The 25,302-nt window shown below is 64.3% G+C and carries 19 protein-coding genes; 8 read left to right on the top strand and 11 right to left on the bottom strand.

Going from position 1 to position 25,302, the window contains the following annotated elements; translation table 11 throughout:
- The first annotated feature begins 12 nt into the window (after nt 1–12).
- The 5 genes from ACQS5P_RS18365 (at nt 13) to ACQS5P_RS18345 (ending at nt 8,709) form a co-directional block, all read left to right on the top strand.
- Complete coding sequence (locus ACQS5P_RS18365) at nt 13–1,407, top strand: glucoamylase family protein (RefSeq protein WP_428938074.1); 1,395 nt, start codon at nt 13–15, stop codon at nt 1,405–1,407.
- Nucleotides 1,408–1,596: 189 nt separating this feature from the next.
- Nucleotides 1,597–2,367: a PEP-CTERM sorting domain-containing protein gene (locus tag ACQS5P_RS18360; RefSeq protein WP_428938073.1), complete on the top strand. Its 771-nt coding sequence runs from the start codon at nt 1,597–1,599 to the stop codon at nt 2,365–2,367.
- A 236-nt stretch (nt 2,368–2,603) separates the two neighbouring features.
- Complete coding sequence (locus ACQS5P_RS18355; RefSeq protein WP_428938072.1) at nt 2,604–6,353, top strand: glucoamylase family protein; 3,750 nt, start codon at nt 2,604–2,606, stop codon at nt 6,351–6,353.
- A complete protein-coding gene (locus tag ACQS5P_RS18350) occupies nt 6,340–7,746 on the top strand; it encodes an extracellular solute-binding protein (protein WP_428938071.1) in 1,407 nt (468 codons plus the stop codon). The genes ACQS5P_RS18355 and ACQS5P_RS18350 overlap by 14 nt, the downstream gene beginning before the upstream one ends.
- A 57-nt stretch (nt 7,747–7,803) precedes the next feature.
- Entirely contained in the window at nt 7,804–8,709 is a 906-nt protein-coding gene (locus ACQS5P_RS18345) for a carbohydrate ABC transporter permease (protein ID WP_428938070.1), read from the top strand.
- 99 nt (nt 8,710–8,808) lie between these two features.
- Here ACQS5P_RS18345 and ACQS5P_RS18340 read toward each other — a convergent pair whose 3' ends face one another.
- Nucleotides 8,809–9,042, bottom strand: coding sequence for a hypothetical protein (locus tag ACQS5P_RS18340; protein WP_428938069.1), 234 nt, complete (start codon nt 9,040–9,042; stop codon nt 8,809–8,811).
- Between ACQS5P_RS18340 and ACQS5P_RS18335 the strand changes: the two genes are divergently transcribed.
- The 3 genes from ACQS5P_RS18335 to ACQS5P_RS18325 are packed head-to-tail and all read left to right on the top strand — an operon-like array spanning nt 9,041 to nt 13,642.
- Nucleotides 9,041–9,418 carry a hypothetical protein gene (locus ACQS5P_RS18335; protein ID WP_428938068.1) on the top strand — a complete coding sequence of 126 codons (378 nt, stop codon included), beginning with the start codon at nt 9,041–9,043 and terminating at the stop codon, nt 9,416–9,418. The genes ACQS5P_RS18340 and ACQS5P_RS18335 overlap by 2 nt on opposite strands.
- A 57-nt stretch (nt 9,419–9,475) precedes the next feature.
- Nucleotides 9,476–10,426 carry a carbohydrate ABC transporter permease gene (locus ACQS5P_RS18330; RefSeq protein ID WP_428938067.1) on the top strand — a complete coding sequence of 317 codons (951 nt, stop codon included), beginning with the start codon at nt 9,476–9,478 and terminating at the stop codon, nt 10,424–10,426.
- A gap of 3 nt (nt 10,427–10,429) precedes the next feature.
- Nucleotides 10,430–13,642 carry a discoidin domain-containing protein gene (locus ACQS5P_RS18325; RefSeq protein ID WP_428938066.1) on the top strand — a complete coding sequence of 1,071 codons (3,213 nt, stop codon included), beginning with the start codon at nt 10,430–10,432 and terminating at the stop codon, nt 13,640–13,642.
- A 92-nt stretch (nt 13,643–13,734) separates the two neighbouring features.
- Here ACQS5P_RS18325 and ACQS5P_RS18320 read toward each other — a convergent pair whose 3' ends face one another.
- The 10 genes from ACQS5P_RS18320 to ACQS5P_RS18275 form a co-directional block, all read right to left on the bottom strand.
- A complete protein-coding gene (locus ACQS5P_RS18320; protein WP_428938065.1) occupies nt 13,735–15,465 on the bottom strand; it encodes a hypothetical protein in 1,731 nt (576 codons plus the stop codon).
- 325 nt (nt 15,466–15,790) lie between these two features.
- Nucleotides 15,791–17,680 carry an amino acid permease gene (locus ACQS5P_RS18315; RefSeq protein WP_428938064.1) on the bottom strand — a complete coding sequence of 630 codons (1,890 nt, stop codon included), beginning with the start codon at nt 17,678–17,680 and terminating at the stop codon, nt 15,791–15,793.
- 216 nt (nt 17,681–17,896) lie between these two features.
- Nucleotides 17,897–19,126 (bottom strand): bifunctional 3,4-dihydroxy-2-butanone-4-phosphate synthase/GTP cyclohydrolase II, encoded by a 1,230-nt coding sequence (locus tag ACQS5P_RS18310; protein WP_428938063.1) that lies wholly within the window; start codon nt 19,124–19,126, stop codon nt 17,897–17,899.
- 62 nt (nt 19,127–19,188) lie between these two features.
- On the bottom strand, nt 19,189–19,824 hold the full coding sequence (locus ACQS5P_RS18305) for a CDP-alcohol phosphatidyltransferase family protein (protein ID WP_428938062.1): 636 nt from the start codon (nt 19,822–19,824) through the stop codon (nt 19,189–19,191).
- Between the two features lie 171 nt (nt 19,825–19,995).
- Nucleotides 19,996–20,697 (bottom strand): prepilin-type N-terminal cleavage/methylation domain-containing protein, encoded by a 702-nt coding sequence (locus tag ACQS5P_RS18300; protein WP_428938061.1) that lies wholly within the window; start codon nt 20,695–20,697, stop codon nt 19,996–19,998.
- Between the two features lie 72 nt (nt 20,698–20,769).
- Nucleotides 20,770–21,435: a GNAT family N-acetyltransferase gene (locus ACQS5P_RS18295; protein ID WP_428938060.1), complete on the bottom strand. Its 666-nt coding sequence runs from the start codon at nt 21,433–21,435 to the stop codon at nt 20,770–20,772.
- A 181-nt stretch (nt 21,436–21,616) separates the two neighbouring features.
- Nucleotides 21,617–21,772, bottom strand: a complete 156-nt coding sequence (locus tag ACQS5P_RS18290) for a hypothetical protein (protein ID WP_428938059.1) — start codon at nt 21,770–21,772, stop codon at nt 21,617–21,619.
- A 115-nt stretch (nt 21,773–21,887) separates the two neighbouring features.
- Complete coding sequence (locus ACQS5P_RS18285; RefSeq protein ID WP_428938058.1) at nt 21,888–22,760, bottom strand: hypothetical protein; 873 nt, start codon at nt 22,758–22,760, stop codon at nt 21,888–21,890.
- 157 nt (nt 22,761–22,917) lie between these two features.
- Nucleotides 22,918–23,970: a HEAT repeat domain-containing protein gene (locus ACQS5P_RS18280; RefSeq protein ID WP_428938057.1), complete on the bottom strand. Its 1,053-nt coding sequence runs from the start codon at nt 23,968–23,970 to the stop codon at nt 22,918–22,920.
- Nucleotides 23,967–25,271: a DUF4105 domain-containing protein gene (locus tag ACQS5P_RS18275; protein ID WP_428938056.1), complete on the bottom strand. Its 1,305-nt coding sequence runs from the start codon at nt 25,269–25,271 to the stop codon at nt 23,967–23,969. Before ACQS5P_RS18275 ends, ACQS5P_RS18280 begins: the two co-directional genes overlap by 4 nt.
- Nucleotides 25,272–25,302: the final 31 nt, after the last annotated feature.

Genomic DNA, 25,302 nt, shown 5'->3' with positions numbered 1-25,302 from the left:
GTGGCCAAGAAGATGCAAGCGGGCAGACCCAAAACCCTGGTGTTGGTCTGGACCATCGCACTGGTCTGCGCCGGCGCGGCTCGCGGCGCGGAATCGGCAGTGGAGCTGGCGGCGATGGGCCGTATCTACGAAGACCCCGCCTCCGTCCCTGGAAAGACGGTTCTCACTGCCGACGACGAAAAGTTCCTCGACGACCTCCAGCGCCGCGGCATCCAGTTCTTCCTCGATGAGGCCGATCCCGTCACAGGCCTGATGCCCGACCGCGCCCGCGCCACCGGCGGCAGAGTCAACGACGCGGCCAGCATCGCCTCGGTGGGCTTCGGGCTGACGGCGATCTGCGTCGGCGTGGAGCGAGGATGGATACCCCGCCAGGAAGGTTACGATCGCGCGCTGAAGGTCATCCGCTTTCTCAAGGATCATGGCGCACACGAACGCGGATACTTCTACCACTTCCTCGACATGCGAACCGGGCAACGCGCCTGGAACTCCGAGGTCTCCAACATCGACACGGCGTTGCTGATGGCCGGCGTACTGACGGTGCGGCAGTATTTCCCCGACACCGAGCTGGCGCGGCTGGCCAACGAGCTTTACGAGCGGGTCGATTGGGCGTGGATGAGCAACGATAAGGGCGAGATGCACACCGGCTGGTCGCCGGAAAGGGGAATGTTCGAAGGCACCTGGAGCGGCTACAGCGAATGCCCGGTGATGGTCGCGTTGATGGGGATGGGATCGCGCACACACCCCCTGCCGCCTCAGACCTGGAAAACCTGGAGACGCCAGCCGGTCTACAGCTACGCGGGGTTGACCTATGTCGCCTGCCCCCCGCTGTTCACGCATCAGTTCCCCCAGTGCTGGTTCGATCTCCGCGGGCTGCACGACGGCACGATGAACTACTTCCGCAACGCCCGACTGGCCACCATCGCGCAGCGGCAGTGGACGATCGACGAGCTGAGCCGGCGTTTCCCAACCTACGGGCCGGACATCTGGGGACTGACCGCTTCGGATTCCGAGCACGGGTATACGGTCTGGGGCGGGCCTCCGGAGCATGGCAGGATCGACGGCAGCGTGGTTCCGTGCGCGGCTGGGGGAAGCCTGGCGTTTGAGCCAAGGCTCTGCCTGGATGCCCTTCGGGCCATGCGCGATCGCTATGGCGAGAAGGGCTACGTGAAATACGGATTTGTTGATGCCTTCAACCCGGCCACGGGATGGTACAATCGCGATGTCATCGGGATCGACGTCGGGCCAATCGTGCTGATGGCGGAAAACTGCCGCAGCGGATTCGTCTGGAATACGTTCATGTCCAGCCCCGAGGCGCAGCGTGCGCTGAAGGCGGCGGGGTTCAGGCAACTGGACCGCACGCTGTCCGAATCAACCAGCACGTCGGTGATCGCCGCCACACCGGAGTAAGGCGGCAGGCGAAGGAGGTGAACGCGGGCTCAGAACAGTGGTGCATCGCGGCGCATAGCCGGCGATCAGCACCGTTGTTGTGCAGTGTTGCGGATAACTCAGTCAAGTGGTGGGCGGTCGTGAGCACGTGCGGGCAGGCGTTCTGTTCCGCGGCCGCGATCGCGGTTCATTTCGCAGAGGGAGAGACAAATGCGATACGGATGCTCTTTGGCCGCCGTTGTCGGCGGCGCGTTTGGTTTGCTGGCTTTGATTCCGTCACCGTCTGCTCAGGCACAGAACCTGTTGACCAACGGGAACCTCGACCGCGTTCACGACGAGGAAATCGTCCCGGGCTTCTTCCTGCCCAAGCCGGATTCATGGGTGAACGTGGGCGTCAGATCGATCACCGGCCCATACGGGGATGAGATGTCTTCCGAGCCATGGGCCGGGCCGGCACCGACACCGGTGACCAGTGATGGGCTGTCGAATCCGCCACCATACAACTCCTCTCCGGACTGGGGCGTGTTCTTCAAGCCCTTCAGTGGGAACCCGACGACCAACGGCTTGGCCACCGGACACCTCATGCAGGCGGTCCTGGGCACGCCCGGCGCGACGTACACGCTGACCGGCTGGGCCGGCGCCGAACCCAACGCGATGATGCGCGACGCCGAGTTCGCCATCGAGTTCCTTGACTCCAGCAGCAATCTGCTGGGCGCCTCGATCCTGAGCCTGATGCCGACGCTGTTCGTCGATAACGGCCAGCCGTTCGACTATAAGCAGTACACGGTGACGGGCGTGGCGCCGGCGGGAACGATGTTCGTGCGCGTCCGCGTGTCGATGCTGGATGCCCAGGCGAACCCGGCGGGCGGCGGACAGGCGTTCGTCGTCGATGACTTCGTGCTGGTCCCGGAGCCGGCAAGCCTTGGCCTGCTGGCGCTGGCGGCCGTGCCAATGCTCGCCCGCCGCAATCGGCGGTCGTGATGGCGCAGAATTGAAGGTGCGGTTTCCGCGGGGATGTGTCCGCAGGACGTGTCGCCTCCGCCGACCTGTCCGCCCGGCACATCCTCCGGATCGCACTTCGCTGGCATCCATGACCAAAACGCGCCAACGGCGCCGGCCACCGCCAGGAACTGTACCCGGCGGGTTCCGCGCCCCTTGGCGCGTCATGGAGATTTTTGGCCCGCGAGTGGCCAAGTCGTAAAATGTGAAGTACCCGAGTGCAGACGAGCAAACCCCACAAGGCGAATCGGGAAAGGAGATGTGAGATCGAACTGCTGGAGCGCCGGCGGCTCCTGGCCGGTGCGGCTGGCGCCGGTGCGGGCATGTCGCCGGTCCAGTCCGAACTTCTGGCTGCCTCGCCTGCGATTCATCTCCAGGCTCGAGCGTCGCGGCTTCGCTGGCCGGTGAGTGTGTCACGCGCCGATCAGCCGCAGCAGCTTGGCGCCGGGTTCTTCGCCGACAGCCGCGACATCGGTTCCCCGGCCATCTCCGGCTCGACCGTCTACGCGAGCGGAGTCTACACGATCACCGCGGGCGGGTCGGATATTGGCGGCACGTCCGACCAGTTTCATTTCGCCAGCAACCCCTCGAGCGGCGACGGCAGCATCGTCGCCCGCGTGACATCCCTGACCAACACCAGCGCCTCGGCCAAGGCGGGCATCATGTTCCGCAACGGGCTTTCCGCCGACGCCGCGATGCTGGGGATCTTCCTGACACCCGGCAACGGGATCATGCTGGTGGTGCGCAGCGCCGATGGCGCCGCCGCCGGGCAGACCATCGCGCCCGGCTTTGCCGCACCGCGCTGGCTGCGGCTGACGCGCGTCGGTTCCCAGATCACCGCCTATCACTCCGCCAACGGCGTCACCTGGACCCAGCTCGGTTCGCCACAGACGATCGCGCTGGGCGCGTCGGCGCGAGTGGGTCTTGCGGCCACGTCGCGCAACGTCTCCGCCGCCACCACCGCAACGTTCGCCAATCTCAGCTTGCAGCTTCCGCCCGGGTGGAGCGGAGCCGACGTAGGATCAGCCTCGCCGGGCGGGTCATCCATGTTTGATCCGGCCAGCAGCTCGTTTGTCGTCAGCGGTGGCGGCGCCGCGGGAATCGGCGGGATCTCCGACCAGTTTCATTTCCTCAGCCGCAGCATCACCGGCGACACATCGCTGATCGCCCGGATCGGCGCGATCAGCAACACCGATCCGCTTGCCCAGGCCGGGCTGATGTTCCGTGATGACAGCGGTGCCGGTGCGCGATTTGCCGCCGTCTCACTCACCGCCCAGAACAGCCTGGTGTTCCAGTGGCGAACGACCAGCGGCACGGCGGCAAGCTCGGCGTCGCTGACGAACATCACTGGCCCGGTCTGGTTGAAGCTCACTCAGCAAGCCAACAGCTACAGCGCGTTCTATTCCAGTGATGGGTCGCAGTGGACGCAGATCGGTGTCACCCAATCGGTCGCAATGACTTCGGCCACCACGCTCGGGGGGCTTGTGGTCAGCTCGCACAGCAGCTCATCGCCGGCTACCGGATCGTTCTCATCGGTGAGCGTCGTGCAGGAGGGATTCTCCCTTGCTGACATCGGCTCACCGGCGCTGTCCGGCTCGGCCACCTACGACGCGGCGAGCAACACCTCGACGCTGCTTTCCGCCGGGGCGGGGATTGGCGGATCCTTCGACCAGTTCGACTTCCTGGGCCGCACGCTCAGCGGCAGCGGCATGGTGGTCGCCTATGTCAATTCCCTTGCGGACACGATCGCAACGGCCAGGGCGGGCGTGATGATGCGCGCCGACGCGACCGCCGGGTCGGCGTTTGTCGGGTTGTTCGTCTCGGCCCAGGGCGGGCTGACGCTTCAGTGGCGGCCAAGCGCCGGCGCGGCGACGGTGCAGCAGAACATCGCATCGGTCTCGGCGCCGATTTCGCTGCGGCTGACGCGATCCGGCAACAACTTCGCCGCCGCCTATTCCACCGACGGCGTGAACTTCTCGATCATCGGCCTGAGCATGACGATGCCGGCGACGGTGCTGGCGGGCGTTGCACTGGCGTCGCAGAATCCCAATGCCTACGCCTCCGCCAGCTTCACCGGCGTGGCTGTGGGGCGTAACCTTCCGCCGGGCGCGGGGATCTACAGCGCCGCGGATGAATTGTTCCTTCACGATCTCTCGCAGCGATCGGTGAGGTTCTTCTATGACGAGACGAACCCGGCTACGGGGCTGGTGCCGGATGGATCCAACGCCAACGGCGGCAGCCCGACCTCGGCATCGAGCATCGCGGCGGTGGGCTTCGGACTGACAGCGCTGACAATCGGCGACAAGCGCGGCTGGCTCACGCATGCCGAGGCGTATCAGCGTGCTTGGAACACGATCAATTTCCTCTACACCAACGGCGCGCACGTCAACGGGTTTTTCTACCACTTTCTGGACCCGCTCACCGGGCAACGCGCCTGGAACAGCGAGCTGTCATCCATCGACACGGCACTGCTGATGGCGGGCGTGTTGAACGTGGCGGCGTATTGGAAGGGCACGCCGCTGGAAACCGTCGCCAACAACCTGTTCAATCGCGTCAACTGGCCGTGGATGCTCATGCCCAATGGCAACTTCTTCGGGCACTGGACGCCCGAGGGCGGCTTTGGCGGCGGGTACGTCGATTTCAGCGAGGCGGTGCTGCTGTATCTGCTGGGGCTTGGATCATCGACACATCCAACAGCCAGATCGACGTGGACGAGTTGGCCACGCGCGCCGGTGATCAACTACAGCGGCTACACGTTCGTCACCGCGACGACCCGGGCGCTGTTCACGGTGCAGTACCCGATGGGATGGTTCGACCTGCGCGGGCTGGCCGACAGCACCGGGTTGAACTACTACGCCAACGCCCAGACCGCCACCCTGGCGCAGCGGCAGATGTTCATCAATCTGAGCTCGACCTGGCCACAGTATGGGGCGAACAACTGGGGCGCGACCGCCGCCGACGGACCGGGCGGCTACACGGTCTGGGGCGGCCCGCCGCCGACAAGCAACATCGACGGCACGGTCGTGCCGACGGCGCCCGGCGGAAGCCTGGCCTTCACGCCCCGCCAGTCGATCGACGCCCTGAAACACATGCAGCAGACATATGGCGGCACGGTCTGGCGGAAGTACGGCTTTGTCGATGCGTTCAACCCGCACACCGGGTGGACCAGCGCCATCGTGCTGGGGCTGGACGTTGGAATGATGCTGCTGGCGGCGGAGAACTCGCGATCGAACTTCGCGTGGGACACCTTCAAGCAGCACGCGGTGGCGCGGCAGGCGGTGGCGTCGGCGTTTCCATCGGTCACGCCGACGCTTCTTGGTGCAGCCTCACGCAAGACCGGCAGCATGGGAACCGTTGACCTGCCGCTGAGCCTGAATGATGAAGCACTGGCCGTCGAAAGCCGCGCCGGCGGGCCGACCCAGCTCGTGCTCAGCTTCGGCGCCAGCATCGTCAAAGGCTCGAATTTCAATGTCTCGCTGACGACACCGACCGGCGGCGCCAACGGGATCGTGCTGAATTCAACCGTCAGCGGATCGAGCCTGATCATCGATGTCTCAGGTGTGGCCGACGCGCAGACGCTGGTGGTCAACATCACCGACGTGCGACATTTTTCAGACACCGCCGCCGGCAACTACACCTTGCGGCTGGGCGTGCTGGCGGGCGACGCGACCGGCGACGGGCGGGTCGATACCGCCGATCTGAATATCGTCTCAGCAAACTGGCAGGCGACAGGCGCGACCTGCGCCCAGGGCGATTTCACCTCCGACGGCATGGTCAATTCCCGCGATCTGCTGGTGCTGTCGGGCAACTGGAACGAATCGCTGCCGGCGGCGCCGGCGCTGCTTGCGCCGCCGCCCGAGCCGCCATATACGGCCGCGACGCTGTTCAGCTCGCGGACGGTGGCGCGTGCAACCGACGATGACAACTGGAACCTGATTGAGCTGCCTGGGCCACATGCGATCGTTTAGCAGGAAGTTCTCAAACGTGATCAAGACGGCGATCGTCGTCGTGCTGGGCGGCACGGCGCTGGGGTTGCTGGCGTTCGGGCCGCGGGCGACCGACCAGTTCCCGCCGGGCAGAGTGGTCGTGGATTACTGGGAGAAGTGGACGGGTGTGGAAGAAGCCGCGATGCGGGCGATCGTCGATGAATTCAACGACACGATCGGCCGCGAGAAAGGGATCTTCGTCCGCTACCTCTCGACCAGCAGCATCGAGCAGAAGACGCTGATCGCGACGGCGGCGGGGGTGCCGCCGGACATCGCCGGGCTGTACAACCAGAATCTGGCGCAGTTCGCGTCGATGGACGCACTGGAGCCGCTGGATGCGATGGCGGCGGCGCGCGGCATCACACGCGATTACTACAAGAAGGTCTTCTGGGATGAGTGCTGTTTCGAGGGGCGGCTGTACGGGCTGGTCAGCACGTGCTACAGCGTCGCGCTGTACTACAACCAGGAGATCTTCCAGCAGCGCGCCCAGTCGCTGCGGGCGCGGGGGCTGGATCCGAACCGCGCGCCGCGGACGATCGCCGAGCTCGACGCCTATGCCCAGGCGCTGGATGTAGTCGATCCTGCCACCGGGCGGATCATCTCGGCCGGGTATCTGCCGCTGGAGCCGGGGTGGTATCTCAATTACACGTGCCTGTGGTTTGGCGGGCGGTGGTGGGACGACGTCAACAAGCGTTTCACCTTCACCGATCCGGGCGTGATTCGCGCCTATGAATGGGTGGCCAGCTACTCGAAGCGCCTGGGGAAGCAGGCGGTCAGCGAGTTTCGCGCGGGGTTCGGTACGTTCGACTCGCCGCAGAATGCATTTTTGGCTGGGACGGTCGCGATGGTGCAGCAGGGCGCGTTCCTGGCAAACTTCATCCACAACCAGAAGCCATCGCTGGACGGCAAGTGGGCGGCGGCGCCGTTTCCGTCGGTCGATCCCACCCTGCCACATCTCAAAGACGTGACCTACTGCAACTGCGACGTGCTGGTGATCCCGCGCGGCGCCAAGCACAAGGCCGAGGCGTTCGAGTTCATCGCCTTTGTCAACCGCCAGGACATCATGGAGAAACTGGCCAACTCGCACTGCAAGATCTCGCCGCTGGCGAAGGTGAGCGAGGGATTCCTGACCAATCACAGAAATCCCTACATCCGTGTCTTCGATGACCTTGCGGCCAGCCCCAACGCCCATCCGACCGAACCGGTGCCGATCCAGGCGGAAGTGGATGCGGAGATGAACAACTTTGTGCAGCGTCTGGCGATGCTGGAGGTCTCGCCACAGCAGGGCTTGAAGGAGATGCAGGAGCGTTTGCAGGCGAAGTATGAGGCGTTCGTGGCCGACCAGCGGGAAAGACGCAAGCGGAAGGATGGATGACAGGCATACAGCAGATGACGAATGACCAAACCAGAGTGGCCAGTCAATCAACAGCGGATGATCAGTGACCCAATGGCGTCGGTACGTCGTCAACTTCGTGCAAACATCGTCGGCCTGGCGTTTGTTTCGCCCTGGCTGATCGGGTTCCTCGTTTTTACGCTCGTGCCGGTTGCGCTGTCGCTGTACTACAGCTTTTGCAGCTATTCGCTGCTTCAGCCGCCACTGTTCAAGGGGCTGGAGAACTATCGCACGCTGGCGACGGACCCGGTTTTCTGGCAGGCGCTGCGGAACACGATCGTTTACGGCGCCGTGGCGCTGCCGCTGGGGATGGTGGCCGCCCTGTGCGTCGCGATGCTGCTGAACTCGAAGATCAGCGGGGTGTCGATCTATCGCACGATCGTGTTTCTGCCGTCGCTGGTGCCTGCGGTGGCGTCGGCGATGTTGTGGCTGTGGCTGTTCAACTCCAAGCTCGGGCTGATCAACACAACGCTGGTGGCGCTGGGTGTGTCCGAGCCGCCGCAGTGGCTGGCCTCGCCGCGCTGGGCCATGCCCGCACTGATCCTCATGAGCCTCTGGGGCATCGGCAACACGGTGGTCATCTATCTGGCCGGCCTGCAGGATGTTCCGCGCGAGCTGTACGAGGCGGCGGAGATCGACGGGGCCTCTTCGCTGCGGCAGGTGTGGCACGTTACGCTGCCGTGCATCTCGCCGGTCATCTTCTTCAACCTGATCATGGGGATCATCGGCACGCTCCAGGTCTTCGCCACGCCATTCATCCTGACCGGCGGCGGCCCGGCGCGGGCGACCTACTTCTACACCATGTACCTGTACGACAACGCGTTCAGCTACCTGAAGATGGGCTACGCCAGCGCGATGGCATGGGTGCAGCTCCTGCTCGTGCTGGCCCTGACCGCGCTGGCGGCGTGGTCGAGCAAGCGGTGGGTGCATTATCAGGGACGCTGAGGAATCGCAGGCTAATCGATGGATCGCGAGTGCATCGCCAGGGCGACGAAAGTGACTACAGGCCATGAGGCTGGCAATGGTGATCTCAGCAATGCGCGGTCAGGAGATCCTGACCCAGCGGGAGTTGATGTCGGCCCAGAGGATTTGCACAGGCTCGCGACGAACGGCGCCGTCTACGACAATCTCGAGGGTAGCCGGTCCGGAGCCGAGGCGTCTGGCGTACTGCAGCTTGATGGCCGACTGCGAGGCCTGGACCACCGGCAGCACATCGCCGGCAACGTGCAGTCGCATCTCCACCTTTGCCGAGTGGCCGTTCGCGGAAGGCTTCAGCATGGCACAGCTCCCTCTTGCAGAATTCGAGCGAAAGCACGGCGTCAAGCTTCTTTCCAAGCTCGGCGACGGCAAGGACGGCGTGATCGTTCAGACGGATCGGATTTCCGCCGTCAAGTTTTTCTACCAGGCACAGGTTTACACTCGTGAGCTGCGAGCATACCGCATAATCCGGTCGAATCAAATCGATGAAGTCTTGGGGCACCAGGTGCCTCAGCTTTTAAACGATGACGACGAATTGAACGCAATCGAGATGAGCATCGTGTCGCCGCCGTTCATCCTCGACTTTGCCGCGGCGTACTCGCGTGACGAGGTCGAACACTTCGGCTTTACGGACGAGGTGATGTGCTCGCCATTCGCGACAGATTCGAGCAACTGACAGGGCTGGTCCTGCTGGACTTGAGCCTGAACAACATCCGGTTTGAGTGATTTCGCGATGACAACCGGCACACAACATCCCCAAACGAGCCTGGCGACGACGCGACTTCAGACGCGCGTGGCGCCGGCGACGCAGCCGATGATCGAGCCGCGCCGGCGCCGCGGCACGGGCAAGCGAATCTGCATCCACCTGGCGCTGCTGGCGATCTGCGCCGCGGCCATACTCCCGTTCCTCTGGATGGTCTCCACAAGCCTCAAGACGCTGGAAGCGACCCTGGCTTATCCGCCGCAGTGGTGGCCGGATCCCATTCAGTGGCAGAACTACATCGAGGTCTTCCGCAGCCCCAAGGCCAACTTCCTGCTGTGGACTCGCAACACGCTGATCATCGCCGTGCTGGGCGTGACGGGCACCACCCTTTCCAGCGCGCTGGTGGCGTACGGATTTGCCAAGCTGCGATTCTTCGGCCGAAAGACACTGTTCGTCATCATGCTCTCGACCATGATGCTGCCGTTTCCGGTGACGATGGTTTCCCTGTTCGCGATGTTCCGCTGGCTGGGCGACACCACCGGCGTCGCGTTCCTCGGCACGTTCAAGCCACTGTGGCTTCCGGCGTGGTTCGGATCGGCCTTCAACATCTTCCTGTTGCGCCAGTTCTTCATGACGATTCCCAATGAGCTGTCCGAGGCAGCCAGGATCGACGGGTGCAGCGAACTGGGGATCTTCTGGCGAATCATTCTGCCGCTGAGCAAGCCGGCCCTGGCTGTCGTGGCGCTGTTCGCGTTCATGGGAATCTGGAACGACTTTCTCGGCCCGCTGGTGTACCTCCAGCGCCCCGAGCAGTTCACCCTCGCGCTGGGCCTGCAAAACTTCCAGAGCAAAGCCGGCGGCACGAGCTGGCACCTGCTCATGGCCGCCAGCACGCTGGTGATCCTCCCGGCGATCCTGCTGTTCTTCCTGGCGCAGCGCACGTTCATCGAGGGAATCGCCACGACCGGGACGAAGGGATAGTCCATGAAATGGCTGTGGCTGATCATGTCAGCGAGCATGCTTGCATCTTCCTCAGGCTCCGACGCGGCACAACCCGCATCACGGTCGCTGCTTGACGTGCCGAGTGCATGGAAGCCGATCGCCTCCGAGGGGGTGAAAATCCAGACAGCGGCGGAGAAGACGAACTCGGGCGGCAACGCGCTGCGGATCGACTTCGACTTCACCGCCGGTGCCGGATACGGCGGCGTCTATCTCGATCTGCCCATCGACTTGCCGCCGAATTATGCCTTCACGTTCAGCGTTCATGGACACGGACCGGCCAACAACCTGGAGCTGAAGCTGATCGATCCCGAAGGACTGAATGTGTGGTGGGTGAACCGGCGGGCATTCGACTGGCCGGCGGAGCCGACGCGGCTGAGCAACCGCCGGCGGCACTTTCAGTTCGCCTGGGGGCCCGGCGGCGGGAGCAAACCCCTGTCGAAGCTCGGACGCGTCGAGCTGATCATCGCCGCCAATGAGGGCGGGCGCGGCACGGTCTGGATCGAGGACTTTGACTACACTCCCCTGCCGCCAGAGAAGCCCTACGCTGGCACACCGCTGGTCACGGCCTCATCCGGATCGCTGGATCGCGCCAGCCTTCAGAAGCTGATCACACCGCAAGCCCCGCCATGGATTGCCGCCGACGATGATGCGCATCCCTGGCTTGCGGTGGATTTCGGCGAACCGCGCGACTTGGGCGGAGTCGTCGTGTATCGGCCGGCGGGGCATGCTCCGGCGAACTTCGATGTGCAAGTATCTGACGACGGCACGAGCTGGAGCACGGTTCGCCGCGTGCGTGGGGCAAGCCTGCTGCCAAGTGAGTTGATGCTCCCGGATCTTCAGGCGCGCTGGCTGCGGCTGGCGTTTGCGCGATCCGATACAGCCCCTCGCCCCGCCGTCAGTCGAGTCGAGCTGCTTGATCCCTCAGCCGGTTCCTCCGCGAACACGTTCTGGATGCTGCGTGCGAAGCGCGCCGCCCGCGGGCTGTATCCGCGCACCCTGCTCAATGAACAGTCGTTCTGGACTGTCGTCGGGCAGATCGACGATCCGCGCGAAGCGCTGATCAACGAAGAGGGGCAGATCGAGGCGGATCGACGATCATTCTCGATCGAGCCGCTGCTCGTGCGCGAGGACGGGGCGATGCTGAGCTGGGCCGACGGCACACACGAGCAGTCGCTGCGGGACGGGTGGGCGCCGATAGCGACAGTCGTACGAACGCACCGGCGCGATGGCCTTGAGCTGACGATCACGGCGCTGGCGGCGGGAGAGCCGGGGGCGTCGAGCCTGCATGTCGCGTATGCCGTCCGCAACACCAGCCAGGCGCCCACACACGGGCGGCTGGTGCTGGCGATCCGTCCGGTGCAGGTGCTCCCGCCGTGGCAGGACCTGAATATCGCCGGCGGTTGGACGGCGATCGAGTCGATCCGCGCCGACTCCGCCGGGCTGGTCGTCAATGACGCCAAGCGCGTGTTTGCTGGCGGCGGGGAGTTCCGTGCTGGCGCGGCGCCGTACGACAGCGGCGATGTCGTGGAGCTTCTGGCCGCGGGGCATTGGCCCGGCGAGCGCGAAGCCCGATGCCCGCAGCGGTCAGCCTCGGGACTGCTGGCCTGGGATTTCGCGCTGCCGGCCGGGGAAGCATCAACATACCTGGTCTGCGTTCCGTTTCACGGCATCGATCCGCCGAATGACAGACCTCGCGATGCCGGGCAATTCGAGTCGCTGGCGGCCAGAGTGCTTGCCGACTGGTCCGCGCGCGTGGATCGCGCCACGTTTCGGCTGCCCGCATCCGCGCGGCAGTTCCATGACACGATCCGCGCGATGCAGGCGTACATCCTGATCAACCACGACGGCAAGGGCTTTCAGCCCGGTTCGCGAACCTACGAGCGTTCGTGGATTCGCGACGGCTCGATGACCAGCGCGGCGATGCTGGAATTCGGGCACGAGCAGCTCGTCCGTCGATTCGTCGATTGGTATGCGCCGTTTCAGTTCGAATCGGGCAAGGTGCCGTGCGTGGTGGACCGTCGCGGCGCCGATCCCGTGCCCGAACACGATTCGCACGGGCAGCTCCTGTGGCTGATCGCCAACACGCACCGTTACACGCGCGACGATGAGCTGGTCCGGCGTCACTTTGGGCGCGTGCGCAAGGCGGTGCAGTACATCGAGTCGCTGCGGGCGCAGCGGATGACGGAGCAGTTCGGCCCGAACGCCCCGCCGCGGCAGGAGCCGGGCAAGCCCGCGGTGGCGGCGATGGCATTCCGCGGGCTGGTCCCCGAGTCGATCAGCCACGAAGGCTATTCCGCCAAACCCATGCACAGCTTCTGGGACAACTTCTTTGTCCTGCGGGGATTGCTTGACGCAGCGTACCTTGCGAATGTTGTAAATGAAGTTGAGCTTGCCCGGCAGTGGCAGACGCTGGCAGACGAGTTCCGCGACAGCCTCATCGACAGCATCCGCCTGGCGCAGCAGGCGCACGGCATCGACTACCTGCCAGGGTGCGTCGAGCTGGGGGATTTCGATTCGACGTCTTCGACGATCCTGCTTTGGCCGGTGGACCAGGCGGCCGCGTTTCCGCGGCAGTGGATCGAGGCAACCTTCGAGCGGTATTGGCGGGAATTCCAGAAGCGACGGGACACCTCGCCGCCGACGTGGAACGCCTACACACCCTACGAGCTTCGGCACGTCGGGGCGTTCGTGCGGCTGGGGCAGCGCGATCGTGCCTGGGCGGCGATGCAATGGTTCCTGGGGCATCAGCGTCCTGCGGGCTGGCGACACTGGGCCGAGGTGGTCTGGCGCGACCCGGCGACGCCACGAATGATTGGCGACATGCCGCACACCTGGTGCGGCAGCGACTTCCTCAACGCCGCCCGCGCCATGTTCGTCTACGAGCAACACGCCGATCAGAAGCTGGTCGTGTTCGCAGGTATACCGCAGGAGTGGATCCTTGACCCAGCGGGCGTGGCGTTCACGGGGCTGCGGACCGAGTTCGGCGCGCTCAGCGGAGAATTGAAGTGCGAAGGCGCGGACCGCATCATCATTCGCCTGGATGGTTCTGCGCGTCCGCCGGGAGGATTCGATATCCCCTGGCCGCTGGATCGTCCGATCCGATCAGCCAGAGTCAACGGGCACGATGTCGGGGCAGTTGAATCCGACCGTCTGCATATCGAGGTGATTCCCGCGATAGTCGAGCTAACCTACTGAAGCGCACCGGCGATCAAAGCGAAGCGTCCGTGAGCCGCCTGGGCGACTCACGGACGCTCGATGTGGAGGAGGTCACTAGTTCGTCCTGCGTCTCAGCACTGACGGGAACGTCGTGGCCGGCCCAGCGACCACGCGCCCAACGCCAGCAGCGACAGCGACGCCGGCTCGGGAATCACGCCCGACTGAATCGCCCGCAACGCCGCCAGGTACTCGCCGCCAAACATCCGGGTGTGCTCGGCAATGAGTGCTTCAGCGAGCGGACCGGCCTGATTCACGTACGCATTGTCGATCAGGGCATAGTCCGTCGCGTCGATCGTGCCGGAGTAGTCGAAGTCTCCATTGATCCAGCCGCTCAACGTGTTGACATACCCGTTGTCGATCAGGCTGTAGTCGGTGGCGTCGATGCTGCCGGAAAGATCGGCGTCGCCAAAGTAGGTGAACTTCACCAGCACGTCATCTGAGGCGACGCTCTGGCCGTTGAAGGTCGTGTAGATCGGCCCGCTGCCACCGACCTGGGCCAGGTCGTTCAGGACCACACCAAGGCCGTACAGGAAGCTGCCGGCGGTCTGGTTTTGCTGGAAGGCGCGAGTCGAGCCGATGCCCGGCCCCTGCCAGTCGAAGTTCCCGCCGTTTTCCAGGGCGGTTTTGATCTGGGCGGTGACGGTGGCGAGGTTGCCTTCGATCACGTTGACGCCCGAACCCGTCACATTCACCTTGGCGCCGGTTCCGAGTGTCGGGGCCTTGTAAAGTGAGCTGACGCCATTGCCCAGGTTCAGCACGCCGCCGGGTTCGATGGTCAGGGGGGCTTCGATCAGGACATTTCCGGTCTTGGTCACAGTCCTGCCGGCGCGGATGGTCATGGGATCGGCGATGGTCAGTGTCGCCCCGCCTGCGGCGTTGATGTTGCTGTTGCTGGCGAAGAAGATCGGCAGGTTGATCTTCTGGTTGCCTCGCGCGACGTTGATTGAGCCGGTTCCGCTTGAGACCTGAATGGTGAGCGAGCCAGCCCCGGCGATCACGTAGGTGTTGGTGTTGTCGAACTGCATCCGCCCCACCGTGGTCGCCAGGTTGTTGAAGACCGTCTGAGGCGAAGTAATCACGCCCATGAAGTTGGCCTCGGCATCGACGGCGTTGGGGATCTGGAGGTTGGCCCAGTTGTCGCTGCGGTGCCAGTCGCCGCTGTTGTCGATGGCCCAGGTGGAGCTGGGCGGAATGCCGGGCCCGTCCAGGACCACGTCATCGAAGAAGGCGGCGATTTGCTGGAGGCCGGGCGTGCCGCCGATCCAGCCGACGAACGCCTTGGCCTGGGTTGCGCCCGCCGGCGCCACCACATCGAGAATGCTGTACTGGGTCCAGACCCCGGTCTGGGAGACGGTGGTGGGGTCGATGTTAAGCTGGCTGGGACTGCCCACCGGGTTACCACCGGAATCCAGGAAGGTGAGGATCAGTTGCGTGGTAGCGCCGCTGGTTGGGTAGTTGGCCTCGAAATACAGCCAGGAGCTGAAGTCGTACTGCCCGCCGGCGGTGATGCCGACGGTCTGCTCGGCGCCGCCGCCGAACGGCTCGAAGGTTCTGGCCCAGAAGACCCAGCTACCTCCCGGGGTGTGGTTGACGCCGAAGGAGGCCCGCATGCCAGTGTTGACCAGAGTCCAGGCGGTGACGTTGGTGCTGGTGGGCGGCGGATCGCCGCTGGGCGCCTCGAAGCCCGGATTGGCCAGCAGATTGGCCGCATCACAGGGCATTGCCAGCCCGCCCACCGCCGCCAGGCCGACGGCGCCACAGAACAGACGGGCGGATTTCCGCACGATTCGACGAGATGCCATAACGTCCTCCATCTCCGCGATGAGTTGAAATGAAGCGAACCCACTGGATGTCCGCGGCGGCGGGTGAAGCAGAGCGGAACGTCGCTCGGGATCGTCCCCGCTCGCGGGGGCTACAGGACCGGATGACCGGAAGGCAGGGTCAAAATTCGTTCCATGTAACCGCTTTCATTGTAAAGTCGCCCGAACTGGTGTCAACGAAATTGTTCGCTTTTTGAAGTTTGAAGCATGTTTCTGACAGCCGGGACCGCCCCGCCCGACGCGTCATCACTCGGTAGACGCGGATGTGGCGAGATTCTGGCCATTGCACGTGCTCGATCATGCGTCATCACTCGGTAGACGCGGATGTGGCGGGCGGACGAGCGTCGATCACCTGTACGGGGATGTCCGGCGGCAGCAGGCTCTCCAGCTTTCGCTGAAAACTACCCTTGATGATCTTGTGAATCGCGCCCCGACGGCTGGAACCGATCAGCACCTTCTTCACGCCGTTCATGGCGGCGTGCTCGGCGATCAGCTCGGCGGCGTCGGGACCCGTGTCATAAACCGGAATGATCGGCACGCCGTACTTGTGTCCGCGCTCCAGGAACTGGGTAAACAGCGCCTGCGCCGCCGGGTCGGTATCCAGCGTCAATCGCGACTCGGCTTCAACCTTGTATGACAGGGCAACCTGCCGGATGAAAGCAACCACCAGAGCGGCGCCCTCGGCGGCGGCGATCTCCAGCGCCGCGTCGGCCAGCTCGTCCGAGCCGGCGGTGGCCAGCAGCACCTTCGGGCGCGACATCGCATCCGGAGGAAGCTGCGCGAGAATGGCCTGGCGAAGCAGGCTGGGCTTGGGCCGGCGTTTGGCGGCGATGCGGGTGAGCTGCCGCAGACTCAATCCCGCCGCCAGCACGATCGACACGAACGCCAGCGCGTGTGGCTTGGTGAGCGCCAGCGTGATCCAGATGCCGATCAGCAGCAGCCCCAGTGCGACCATGGCGGCCTTGCGCCACAGCTTCCGCAGGCGGGGATGAAACGCGGTGATCGAGCAGTTGATGGCCACGGCGCCGACCACGCCGATGGCGTACAGCGAAGCCAGGGTCTTCAGGTCGTGGAAGACCAGCAACACGGTGGCTGGCACGGCGGCGGCCACCAGGGCGGCAACCCACGGGGCGCCAAAGCCGTTGAGCTTCTGGAAGAACCGCGGCAACTCTCCGTCGCGGCTCATCACGTACACGATGCTCATCAGCCCGTTGACCGCGGTGTTGGTGGCGCTGAGCAGCAGCAGGCCGCCCAGAATTCGCACCGCCCATTCTCCCCAGGACCCCACGTACTGGCTGGCCATGAACGCCAGCATGTCTTCGGTGTGGGCCTCGCGTGGCGGCGCCAGGGCGATCATCGCGATCGCCAGCAGCAGGTTGAACAGCGCCACCTCCGTGGCGACCAGCCAGATGCTCTTGCGTGCGGTGAGGTAGACCGGCTTCTGCATCACGCCGGTGAGATTGGCGATGGCTTCGACACCGGACAGCGCCAGCACGATGTAGACAAAGCCATACCACAGGTCGGCCGGGGGATGGGAGATGCGGCCCCAGCGGACGTTCTGCCAGTCGATCTGTGGCAGCGCGAACCCCACAATCAGCAGGGTGATCAGGATCATTCCCACCGCCGCGAAGATGGCGTAGCCGGAGGTGTGCCTGGGGCCCAGCAGGTTGAACGCGCCGATGAGCAGGATGGAGACAAAAGCCCAGAGTCCGGGGCTTCGCCAGTCCAGCAGGGGCAGGCGCTCACCCTGGGAGTCGTCGCGAATGCGAAGGATGTGATCGCCGGGCTCGACTTCGGTGACATGGGCCACGTCACGGCGGCCCAAACCGAAGTAGTGGAAGGCTTCGACGGCGCTGAGGCTGGCGGTGATGGTGTAGTCGGCGAAGAGCAGCAGAGCGCCGACCACGCCGAGCATGGGGTGGCGTTTGCGTCCGGCGGTGTAGACCCCCCCGCCATCGGGGTAGATGCGGCAGATCTGGGTATAAGCCCAGCCGACGGCCAGGATCAGCAGGCTCATGGCGCCGATGAGCCAGAAGCTGGAGCGTCCGGCGACCAGGAAGGCCAGCCCCAGCACGTAGAGCCTGCTGGTGCCCCAGTCGCCGAACAACAATCCCGCCGCCTGAAGCCAACCGACGTTGCGGGGGCGCTGGCTGCTGAGCAGCGCCAGCGCCGGGGGAAGAGCTTTGTCCCGATCCATCACACCTGCCTGATCCGCCCGCGTCTTGTCTGACCGCGGGAGCGGACCAAGCTACCCGTCGGAATCGGACAGGGCAAGTCAGCTTCGCCGCCGCTGTTTGGCTCCCCGCCGCCACACGGTCCGCAAGCGGTGATCCGCATGGCGGTGACTGGCACCAACCCTGTGACAATTCCGACGTTGCGATCGAGTCCTCCGGAGTGCCAATGGGGTCGGCCGCTACAGCTTGTGGCCGAGCTTGGTCTTCTTGGTGGCCAGATACCCGCGGTTGTACTCGTTTGGCTCAATGCGAATGGGCACTTCCTCGACCACATGCAGCCCGTAACCCTCGATGCCGTAGATCTTCTTGGGGTTGTTGGTCATGATCCGGATGTTCTTCAGCCCCAAGTCTCGCAGGATCTGGCTGCCAATGCCGTAGTCACGTTTATCCACAGGCAGACCGAGCCGCTGGTTGGCCTCCACGGTGTCCAGGCCTCTTTCCTGAAGCGCGTAGGCATGAAGCTTGTTGGCCAGACCAACGCCTCGGCCTTCCTGTCGCAGGTAAACCAAAACCCCTTTTCCGGCGCGTTCGATCATCTGCATGGCCGTGGCCAGTTGTTCGCCGCAATCGCACTTGCCCGAGCCGAACACATCGCCAGTCAGGCACTCGCTATGAACGCGGACCAGCACCGGCTCTTCGTGAGGAATCGGCCGGCCCGATTCGTCCAGGTCTCCGACCCCCCCCTTGCACAAGGCCAGATGTGGCTGGGAATCGACCACGCTCTGGTAGGCGATCAGCTTGAACAGGCCCCAGCGGGTGGGCAGGGTGATGGTCTCGATGCGTTTGACGAACTGCTCGCGTTTGAGCCGATAGCTGATCAGGTCGGCGATGGTGCACATCTTCAGGCCATGCTTCTGGCAGAAGACTTCCAGTTCCGGGCGTCGCGCCATTTCGCCGTCCTCGCGCATGATCTCGCAGATCACCGCCGCCGGTTTCAGTCCTGCCAGCCGCGCCAGGTCCACCGATCCTTCAGTCTGTCCGGCGCGGACCAGCACCCCGCCATCCCGCGCCCGCAGCGGGTTGATGTGACCCGGACGCACCAGATCCTGCGGCTGAGCGTCTTCGGCAATGGCCACCTGAATCGTCGTGGCGCGGTCGCGGGCGCTGACGCCGGTGGTGATCCCGAACCGCTTGTGGGCATCAATCGTGACCGTGAAAGCGGTTCCGAGTTGCGTCGTGTTCACATCGACCTGTGGATGAAGCTGAAGGCGGTCGCAGCGCTCTCCGGTCAGCGACAGACACAGCACCCCGCGCGCGTGCGTGAGCATGAAGTTGATCGCCTCGGGCGTGACCTTCTCGGCCGCAATGACCAGATCGCCTTCGTTTTCGCGATCTTCGTCATCCACCAGCACGATCATTCGGCCCGCTTTCAGTTCCTCGATCGCTTCTGGAATTGTGCAAAACGGCATAGTCGTGATGGAAACGCAGAGTCAAGCGGCGAGAAACAGACAGTCGTGAGCCATTCGATGGCTCAACGGTCGCCCGCGTTCACCTGCGCTGCCAGTTCCTTTCTTTGCGATTTCGTCGCCGCAAACTGCCGGCAGCCCTGGATCAGGTAATCAATTCCCGAGGCCGCGGTGACCACAGCCACCGCCAGCCACAGCACTCGGGTGACCCACCAGGCCAACGCCGGGTGCAGCCGATCCAAATCCGGCGCCAGCAGCACGGCGATCACCATGCTCAATTGTAGGAAGGTGGCCAGCTTTCCCAGCGGCCTGGGGGTAATGCTTACCGTTCCGATCAGTGACAGCAGAAGCATCGCGCCAATGACCACGATGGCGTCCTTACCGTACACAATCGCCACCACCGGCCAGGGGATCACGTGTCCCTCGGGCGCCACCCAATCCAGGCTCAGCAGCATGACCGAGCTGACGATCAGCAGCTTGTCGGCGACCGGATCGAGCATCATCCCCAGCTTGCTGGTCTGCTTGAGCTTGCGCGCCAGGTAGCCGTCGAGCTTGTCAGTGATGGCCATGACCCCGAAGATGCCCACAGCCCACCAGCGGTGATGGTCTGAGCTGCCCGGCCCTTCCACCGCCCTGGCCCCGCCCAACAAGATGTACAGAAACGCCGGCAACAGCAGCAGCCGCAGCATTGTCAGCCCCATGGGCCAACTCGGCGGCCAAAGCCCAGGCTCCCGGTTAATCTGGATGATGCGCTCGGGCACAGTATGCGGATTGTATCAGCAGGACTTCGATCGGGCGCGATCTTCGCGCCTGCCGGCAATCAAACGGGATGGCCGAAAAGGCCACGTCGGCGGCGGGCGCCCGGAAGCGGATCAGGGGGTGACCGACGCCCACGCCTCCATCTTTCGCGGGTGATACGTCATGACCGACGGCTCAAAGCGGCGCATCAACGAGACATGTCCGTCGGCGAACAGCACGTTGTTCCCGCCACGGTGCATGTTCAGCCCGCCCGGCTCTGACGCGAACACGACGCCCTGTTGCGTTGCATCGTCCTTGTCCGCATCGTCGTGCTGGCGATCCACGGTGCCGAAGCTGCGGGGATACAGCGACGCCTGCGTGCAGTCGCCGCTGAGCACGTAGCTGGAGGCCAGCCGGATTTCGCTGAACTTCAGGTTGTGCCTTCCGGTGGCGAAGGAATAACGCGCGGTGAGGAAATAGTTGATGCGGTATTCTTCAGGAAAACTCGGACAGTTGTAGACCGGGTTGGTTGGATCGGTCAGGAACGGGGCGAGCTGCTCGGTCCACGCCGGGCCGGGCGCATCCTCGCCCGTGCCGTCGCCTCCAGCCACGTGCCAACCCGACCACGTCGGCAGCGAGCCTCGATTCACCGCCGCATATGAGAACAACGCCTGCCCGATCGAGCGAAGCTGAGCAGCACACTTGACGGTCTTGGCCGACTCCCTGGCTCTACCCATGGCCGGCAACAGCAGCCCGATCAGCACCGCGATGATGCCAATGACGACCAGTACTTCGACGAGGGTAAACGCCCGCGACTTGGATCGTAGTTTGGACATATTATAGAATACTTGCCAACCCCGATGTGCGTTGTCCAGACCCTGCGTGCAGATTCACGGCCGCGGCAAGGATCACAAGTCCAACCAGTACCGACACTTGAACTTCTCGCCCTTCTGATACAGCGGATGGTCATGCGGCAGCGGCACGATCTCCGCCAGCCGACAGCCCAGCCGCTCGCAGGTTCGCCGCGATGGCCAGTTGTCCGGATTGGTCGTGATCCACAGCCGCCTCAGACCGTGTGCCCGCGCCAGCGGGAAGATTAATCGGCAGGCCCGCTCGGCGTAGTGATGACCACGGGCCGGAGGGTAGACCCCGTAACCGATGTGCCCGACGTACATCTGAATGTCCGGCGTGTTGCCCACCCGAAGAGTGATCCCCCCGGCGATTTCGATCGGCGGCTGGGCCTGGCCCCATCGCGGCAACGGCGCGCCGTTCAGTTCCGTTGCCTTCACTGCGCGCAGTCGCATCCAGAAATGATAACTCGGCACGTATCCCTTCTGCGGGTCGCCCGGGTGCCGACCCCGTGGGTTGGCCAGCAGATATTCCAGCACACGCGAGCGTGTCAGCGACCCGGTGGAAGGATCCGCCGATGAATCCGGGTGACGCACCGCCGCCAGCAACGCCTCCACCCATCGCTCCGAAGGCTCGACGAGTTCCAGTTCCCCGTCCGCGACCGGCCCGTAGTCCCACAGGTCCAGAAACCGGAACGCGCTCGCCATCGTCTCCAGCGTCGCCATGGTCGCCAAAACAGCATACCCTTGCCACGTCCAATCGGCGACGGCAAAGTGCTTTCACTGAACGGCAAAGTGCTTTCGCTGAGCCGAATGGAAGCGCGAATTAAACGACTCGCCGCGCCCGAGTGACCTGGGGCGCGGCGAGTCGGTGTTTCAGTCTCGGAGCTGCCAGCCGCAGCGCGGCCTAGAACTTCAGCAACTCCACTCCCAAGGCGTTGGCACGCACAAACAACACGATCAACCCGATGGCCACCACCACCGTGCCCAACGCCGCCAAGACCGTGTAGATGTTGTTGCTTGGCGGAACCGGAACCATGTCGCCTGTCGGCATACGGCTCATGACTGCTCCTGGGAGATTGCGGATTCCTTCGGATTTCGGATTGCGGACTTCGGATTGCCGATCCTGAATCGCGGATTTGGAACCCGACACTTCCGATTTTCAGATCGACAATCGCTTACAACTGCGTTTTGACTTCCACGCCCGGCTTGATCAGCGCCAGCTTGCCTGGTTCGCCGCTGAGCTTGCCGGTGGCCTCGTTCAACTCGACGGAATCAACGGTAAGGATGCCCAGGAAGTTCCCGCCGCGCTCGACGACCTTGAACTCCATCCCTTTCTGCACGCCATCGGCGCTGCCGACGGAGATCGTCGCATACGGGATTCCCGCGATTGGACGCACGGCACGGATCACGCCGTTGATGGGGGGCGCGCCGGCCTTGATCCCCTGCGCCGAGGCAAGCTGCGCTGGCGAAACGCCCATATCACGCAGGATCGCCGCCTGGCGCTCCATCTGGTTCTTCGCCTCGGCCAGTTGCTCGGCCAGGAACTTGCGCTCGCGTTCAGTGACCTCCAGCCGGTTGGTCAGGTCGGTAACGGTCTGATTGAGCTGCGCGTTCTGCGCCAGCAGCGTGTCGTTGCTGGCGCGGGTTTCGTTGAGCTGGTCCTGAAGGCGACTCTTGGTGTCCTCCGAGGCCTTCAGTCCTTCGGCCAGCCGAGTCAGGTCCGCCGCCTGGAGTGCCGCCTGGCTGCGCGCCTGCGCCAGCTCGGCGTCCTTGGCGATCGCCTGCTGCTGAAGCTGGTTCATCTGCTGCTTCATCTTTTCGAGCTGGTCGGTGATCTCGCGGACGGTGCTGGCGGCGCTGGCGCGGGCGGCCTCGGCTTCGTTGCGCATCGCCTCGGCCTTGGCCTGCTCGGCGGTGAGCAGCGCCCGGGCCTGCTCTTCGGCTCGCTTGTAGTCATCAACCTGGTTGACGAACACCACCACGCCGGCGGTCAGCAGCAGCGACAGCACAACCAGCAGCACGACGAACAGCTTCGTAAGTGGACTCACGGGGGAGGCTCCTTGGATGCCCTCGACTTCGACGCCTTGGATGTTCTGGTCCCAACGGTGCGCCGGCCCATCCTAATGCAGGGGGTGTAGCTGTCAAGTTTTTCCCCATGATCAAACAGCCGCAAACCCCTGCATATTGTCGGACTTAGAACCTGTTTCACCGTCCGCCCGACGACGCCGTCGCCGACGACTCCTTCAATTGCAGCAGAGCCGTCGCCGCCGCCAGCCGAACCCGCGGCTGCTCGTCTTGCAGCAGAGGGCTCAGCAGCGGCTGAGCATCGGATCGCCCGATCCTGCCCAGCGCCACCGCCGCCAGCTCGCGCTGACGGGGATCACGGCTGTTCAGATACTTCATGGCCACCGCGTACCCGTCATCGAATCCCAACTCCCCCATCGCCCTGGCCGCCACCAGGGCCACTTCGTCGTATTCATCCGTCAGCTTCCCGTAAACATAATCCCGCACCCGCTGATCCCGCGGACCCACGATCCCCTGAAGCGCGATCATCTGATCGTCGGCGAACTTGCTGACAATGCCGGCCACCAGTGCCTCCAGCCCTCGCTCGTCGCCGAGCTTCCACATGGCTTCGGCGGCGGCGATGCGCACGCCCGCATCGCTGTCGTTGAGCATCCGCGGCAGGATCTTCAGGGCGCTTTTCTCTCCCAGCAGCCCCAGGACGAATGCGGTATCCTCCCGAACCCGCCGGTCAGGATCGACCGCTGTCTTTTCCAAATCGTGCGAGAGCCTCACGTCACCGAGCTTGTGCAGCGCGAAGCGTGCTCCGATGCGCGGTCGGGGGCTGGGATCCTGCTGCGCCATGGTCCACAGCTCGTCGTGCAGGTCGGTCAACCGCAGCCGCCCCGCCGCCAGCGCCGCGGCCCATCGCACGTTCAGGTTCGAGTCTCTCAACGCCTCGATGATCAGCGTCCGCGCTTCGGCGCGGGCGAAGGTCTGTTCGATCGCCTCCACCGCATTGGTCCGCAGCCGCGGGTCGTTGCTGCGGAACGCCGCCAGAACCGCCTCCTTCGCCGACGACCTCAACGCCGGATCGATCGGCACATTGGCCACCGGCGGCGGTGCGGGCGGGCGCTTCGGCAGGTCGGTCACCTTCTTGACCCTGGGCTGCTTCGGTCCACACCCCGCCCAGATACTCAACATGCAAACGATCAGCGCAATCGCGGCCACACCAACCCTCGATTGCATCATGCTCATGACGATGTCCCTTTCGTTCTCCTGATGCTTCCTGCGCCCGTAAGCTCTGTGGTCGTTTCGCCGACGTTGATGCCTGAGTGCTTCCTGAGGATCAACAGCGCCGCGGCCAGGCCCGCGTTCGCCGGCAACGCCAGCGCGATTATCTCCCCGTTGACCTGGTTCATCATCGGCAAAGCCTGAAGCATCATCCCAACCAGCGAGCCAGTCAATGCCGCCGCCGCCAGCGCCACTGCCGCCCTGCCCGCGTGACCGCGGCCGCGCAACTGCATCGGCACCAGCACCACCAGCGGCAGCAGCAGCGGATTGAGCTGGAGCAGATTCTCGTTGTCTCGCGTCCAGGTGTGATCCGTCAGAAACCACCCATAGAGCAGGAAGCAACCGGCGAAACCGCACAGAAACGACCACAGGCCGGCGGAAGCGCCAAGGCCCCACTTCGCCCACGCACCTCGCCGCCGCCCCGCCTGCGGCCTCGCCCCCGACCATCTCGCGACCGCCAGACTGCAAGCGATCATGACGCCCCCCCAGGCGGTTCCGACGAGCATGAACCACCCGATCCAGTTCGGCGGGTCTTGCCGGGGCGGACTCCGCCGGCTCGTATGCAACAGCATCTCGCGCTTGACCAGCGGCCGCTCGTTTCCCTGTTCATCGAGAACTCTCAGCTCGTTGAAGCGATCCTTCATCCGCATGGGAATGAACATCTCGTCCCAGGCGGTGAGCTTCCGATCAATTCGCTGCCCCAGGATGAAGTAGACCGCGGTGTACAGAATCGGATCATCGGCCATCAGCCGGCGGGTCTCGGAGCGATAGGTAATCGGCGAAGGGATCTGCTGCGCGGCGCGTCTGATCTGTCCGTCCAGCACGCGATCCAGCGCGTCGCGTACCCGCGTCGAGCAGTTGTCGATGTAGTAGTCGTACTTGTATCGCCGGTTTTCCGGCCGTGCGTTCCACTGGCAAAAATCCCGCAGCGCCAGGCGTTGAGCCGGGGAGAGATTCAATTCCTGCAACCACACCGAGCGGTCCTGAGCCTGAACATACCACTGGATCATCCTCGCGGCATCTTCGCCCTCCATCCAGTACCACAGCTTGCCCCGGATGAAGTTGACGAAGAACCAGTTGTCGAACTGGAAGATCCCCCAGTTGTAGGCCACGTCCGTGCCGGCGGATTCATCGCGGATCATCAGGGCGTTGTGCCCGAACTTTTCCCACGCCGCGTCGCCCGGCCCCAGCGTCAGCAAAAACACGCGCAGCTCCGAACCGGGTTGTGAGGTCTGCGGCGCCGTGGGCGCGGACGCAGTCGCCACCTGCATACTCAATAAAAGAGCCAGAAGCAGC

It is taken from the genome of Fontivita pretiosa (genome assembly GCF_050410795.1).
Taxonomy (GTDB): Bacteria; Planctomycetota; Phycisphaerae; order Tepidisphaerales; family Tepidisphaeraceae; genus Fontivita; species Fontivita pretiosa.
The sequence above is the reverse complement of the archived record's forward strand: the minus strand, read 5'-3'. Positions and strand labels throughout refer to the sequence as shown.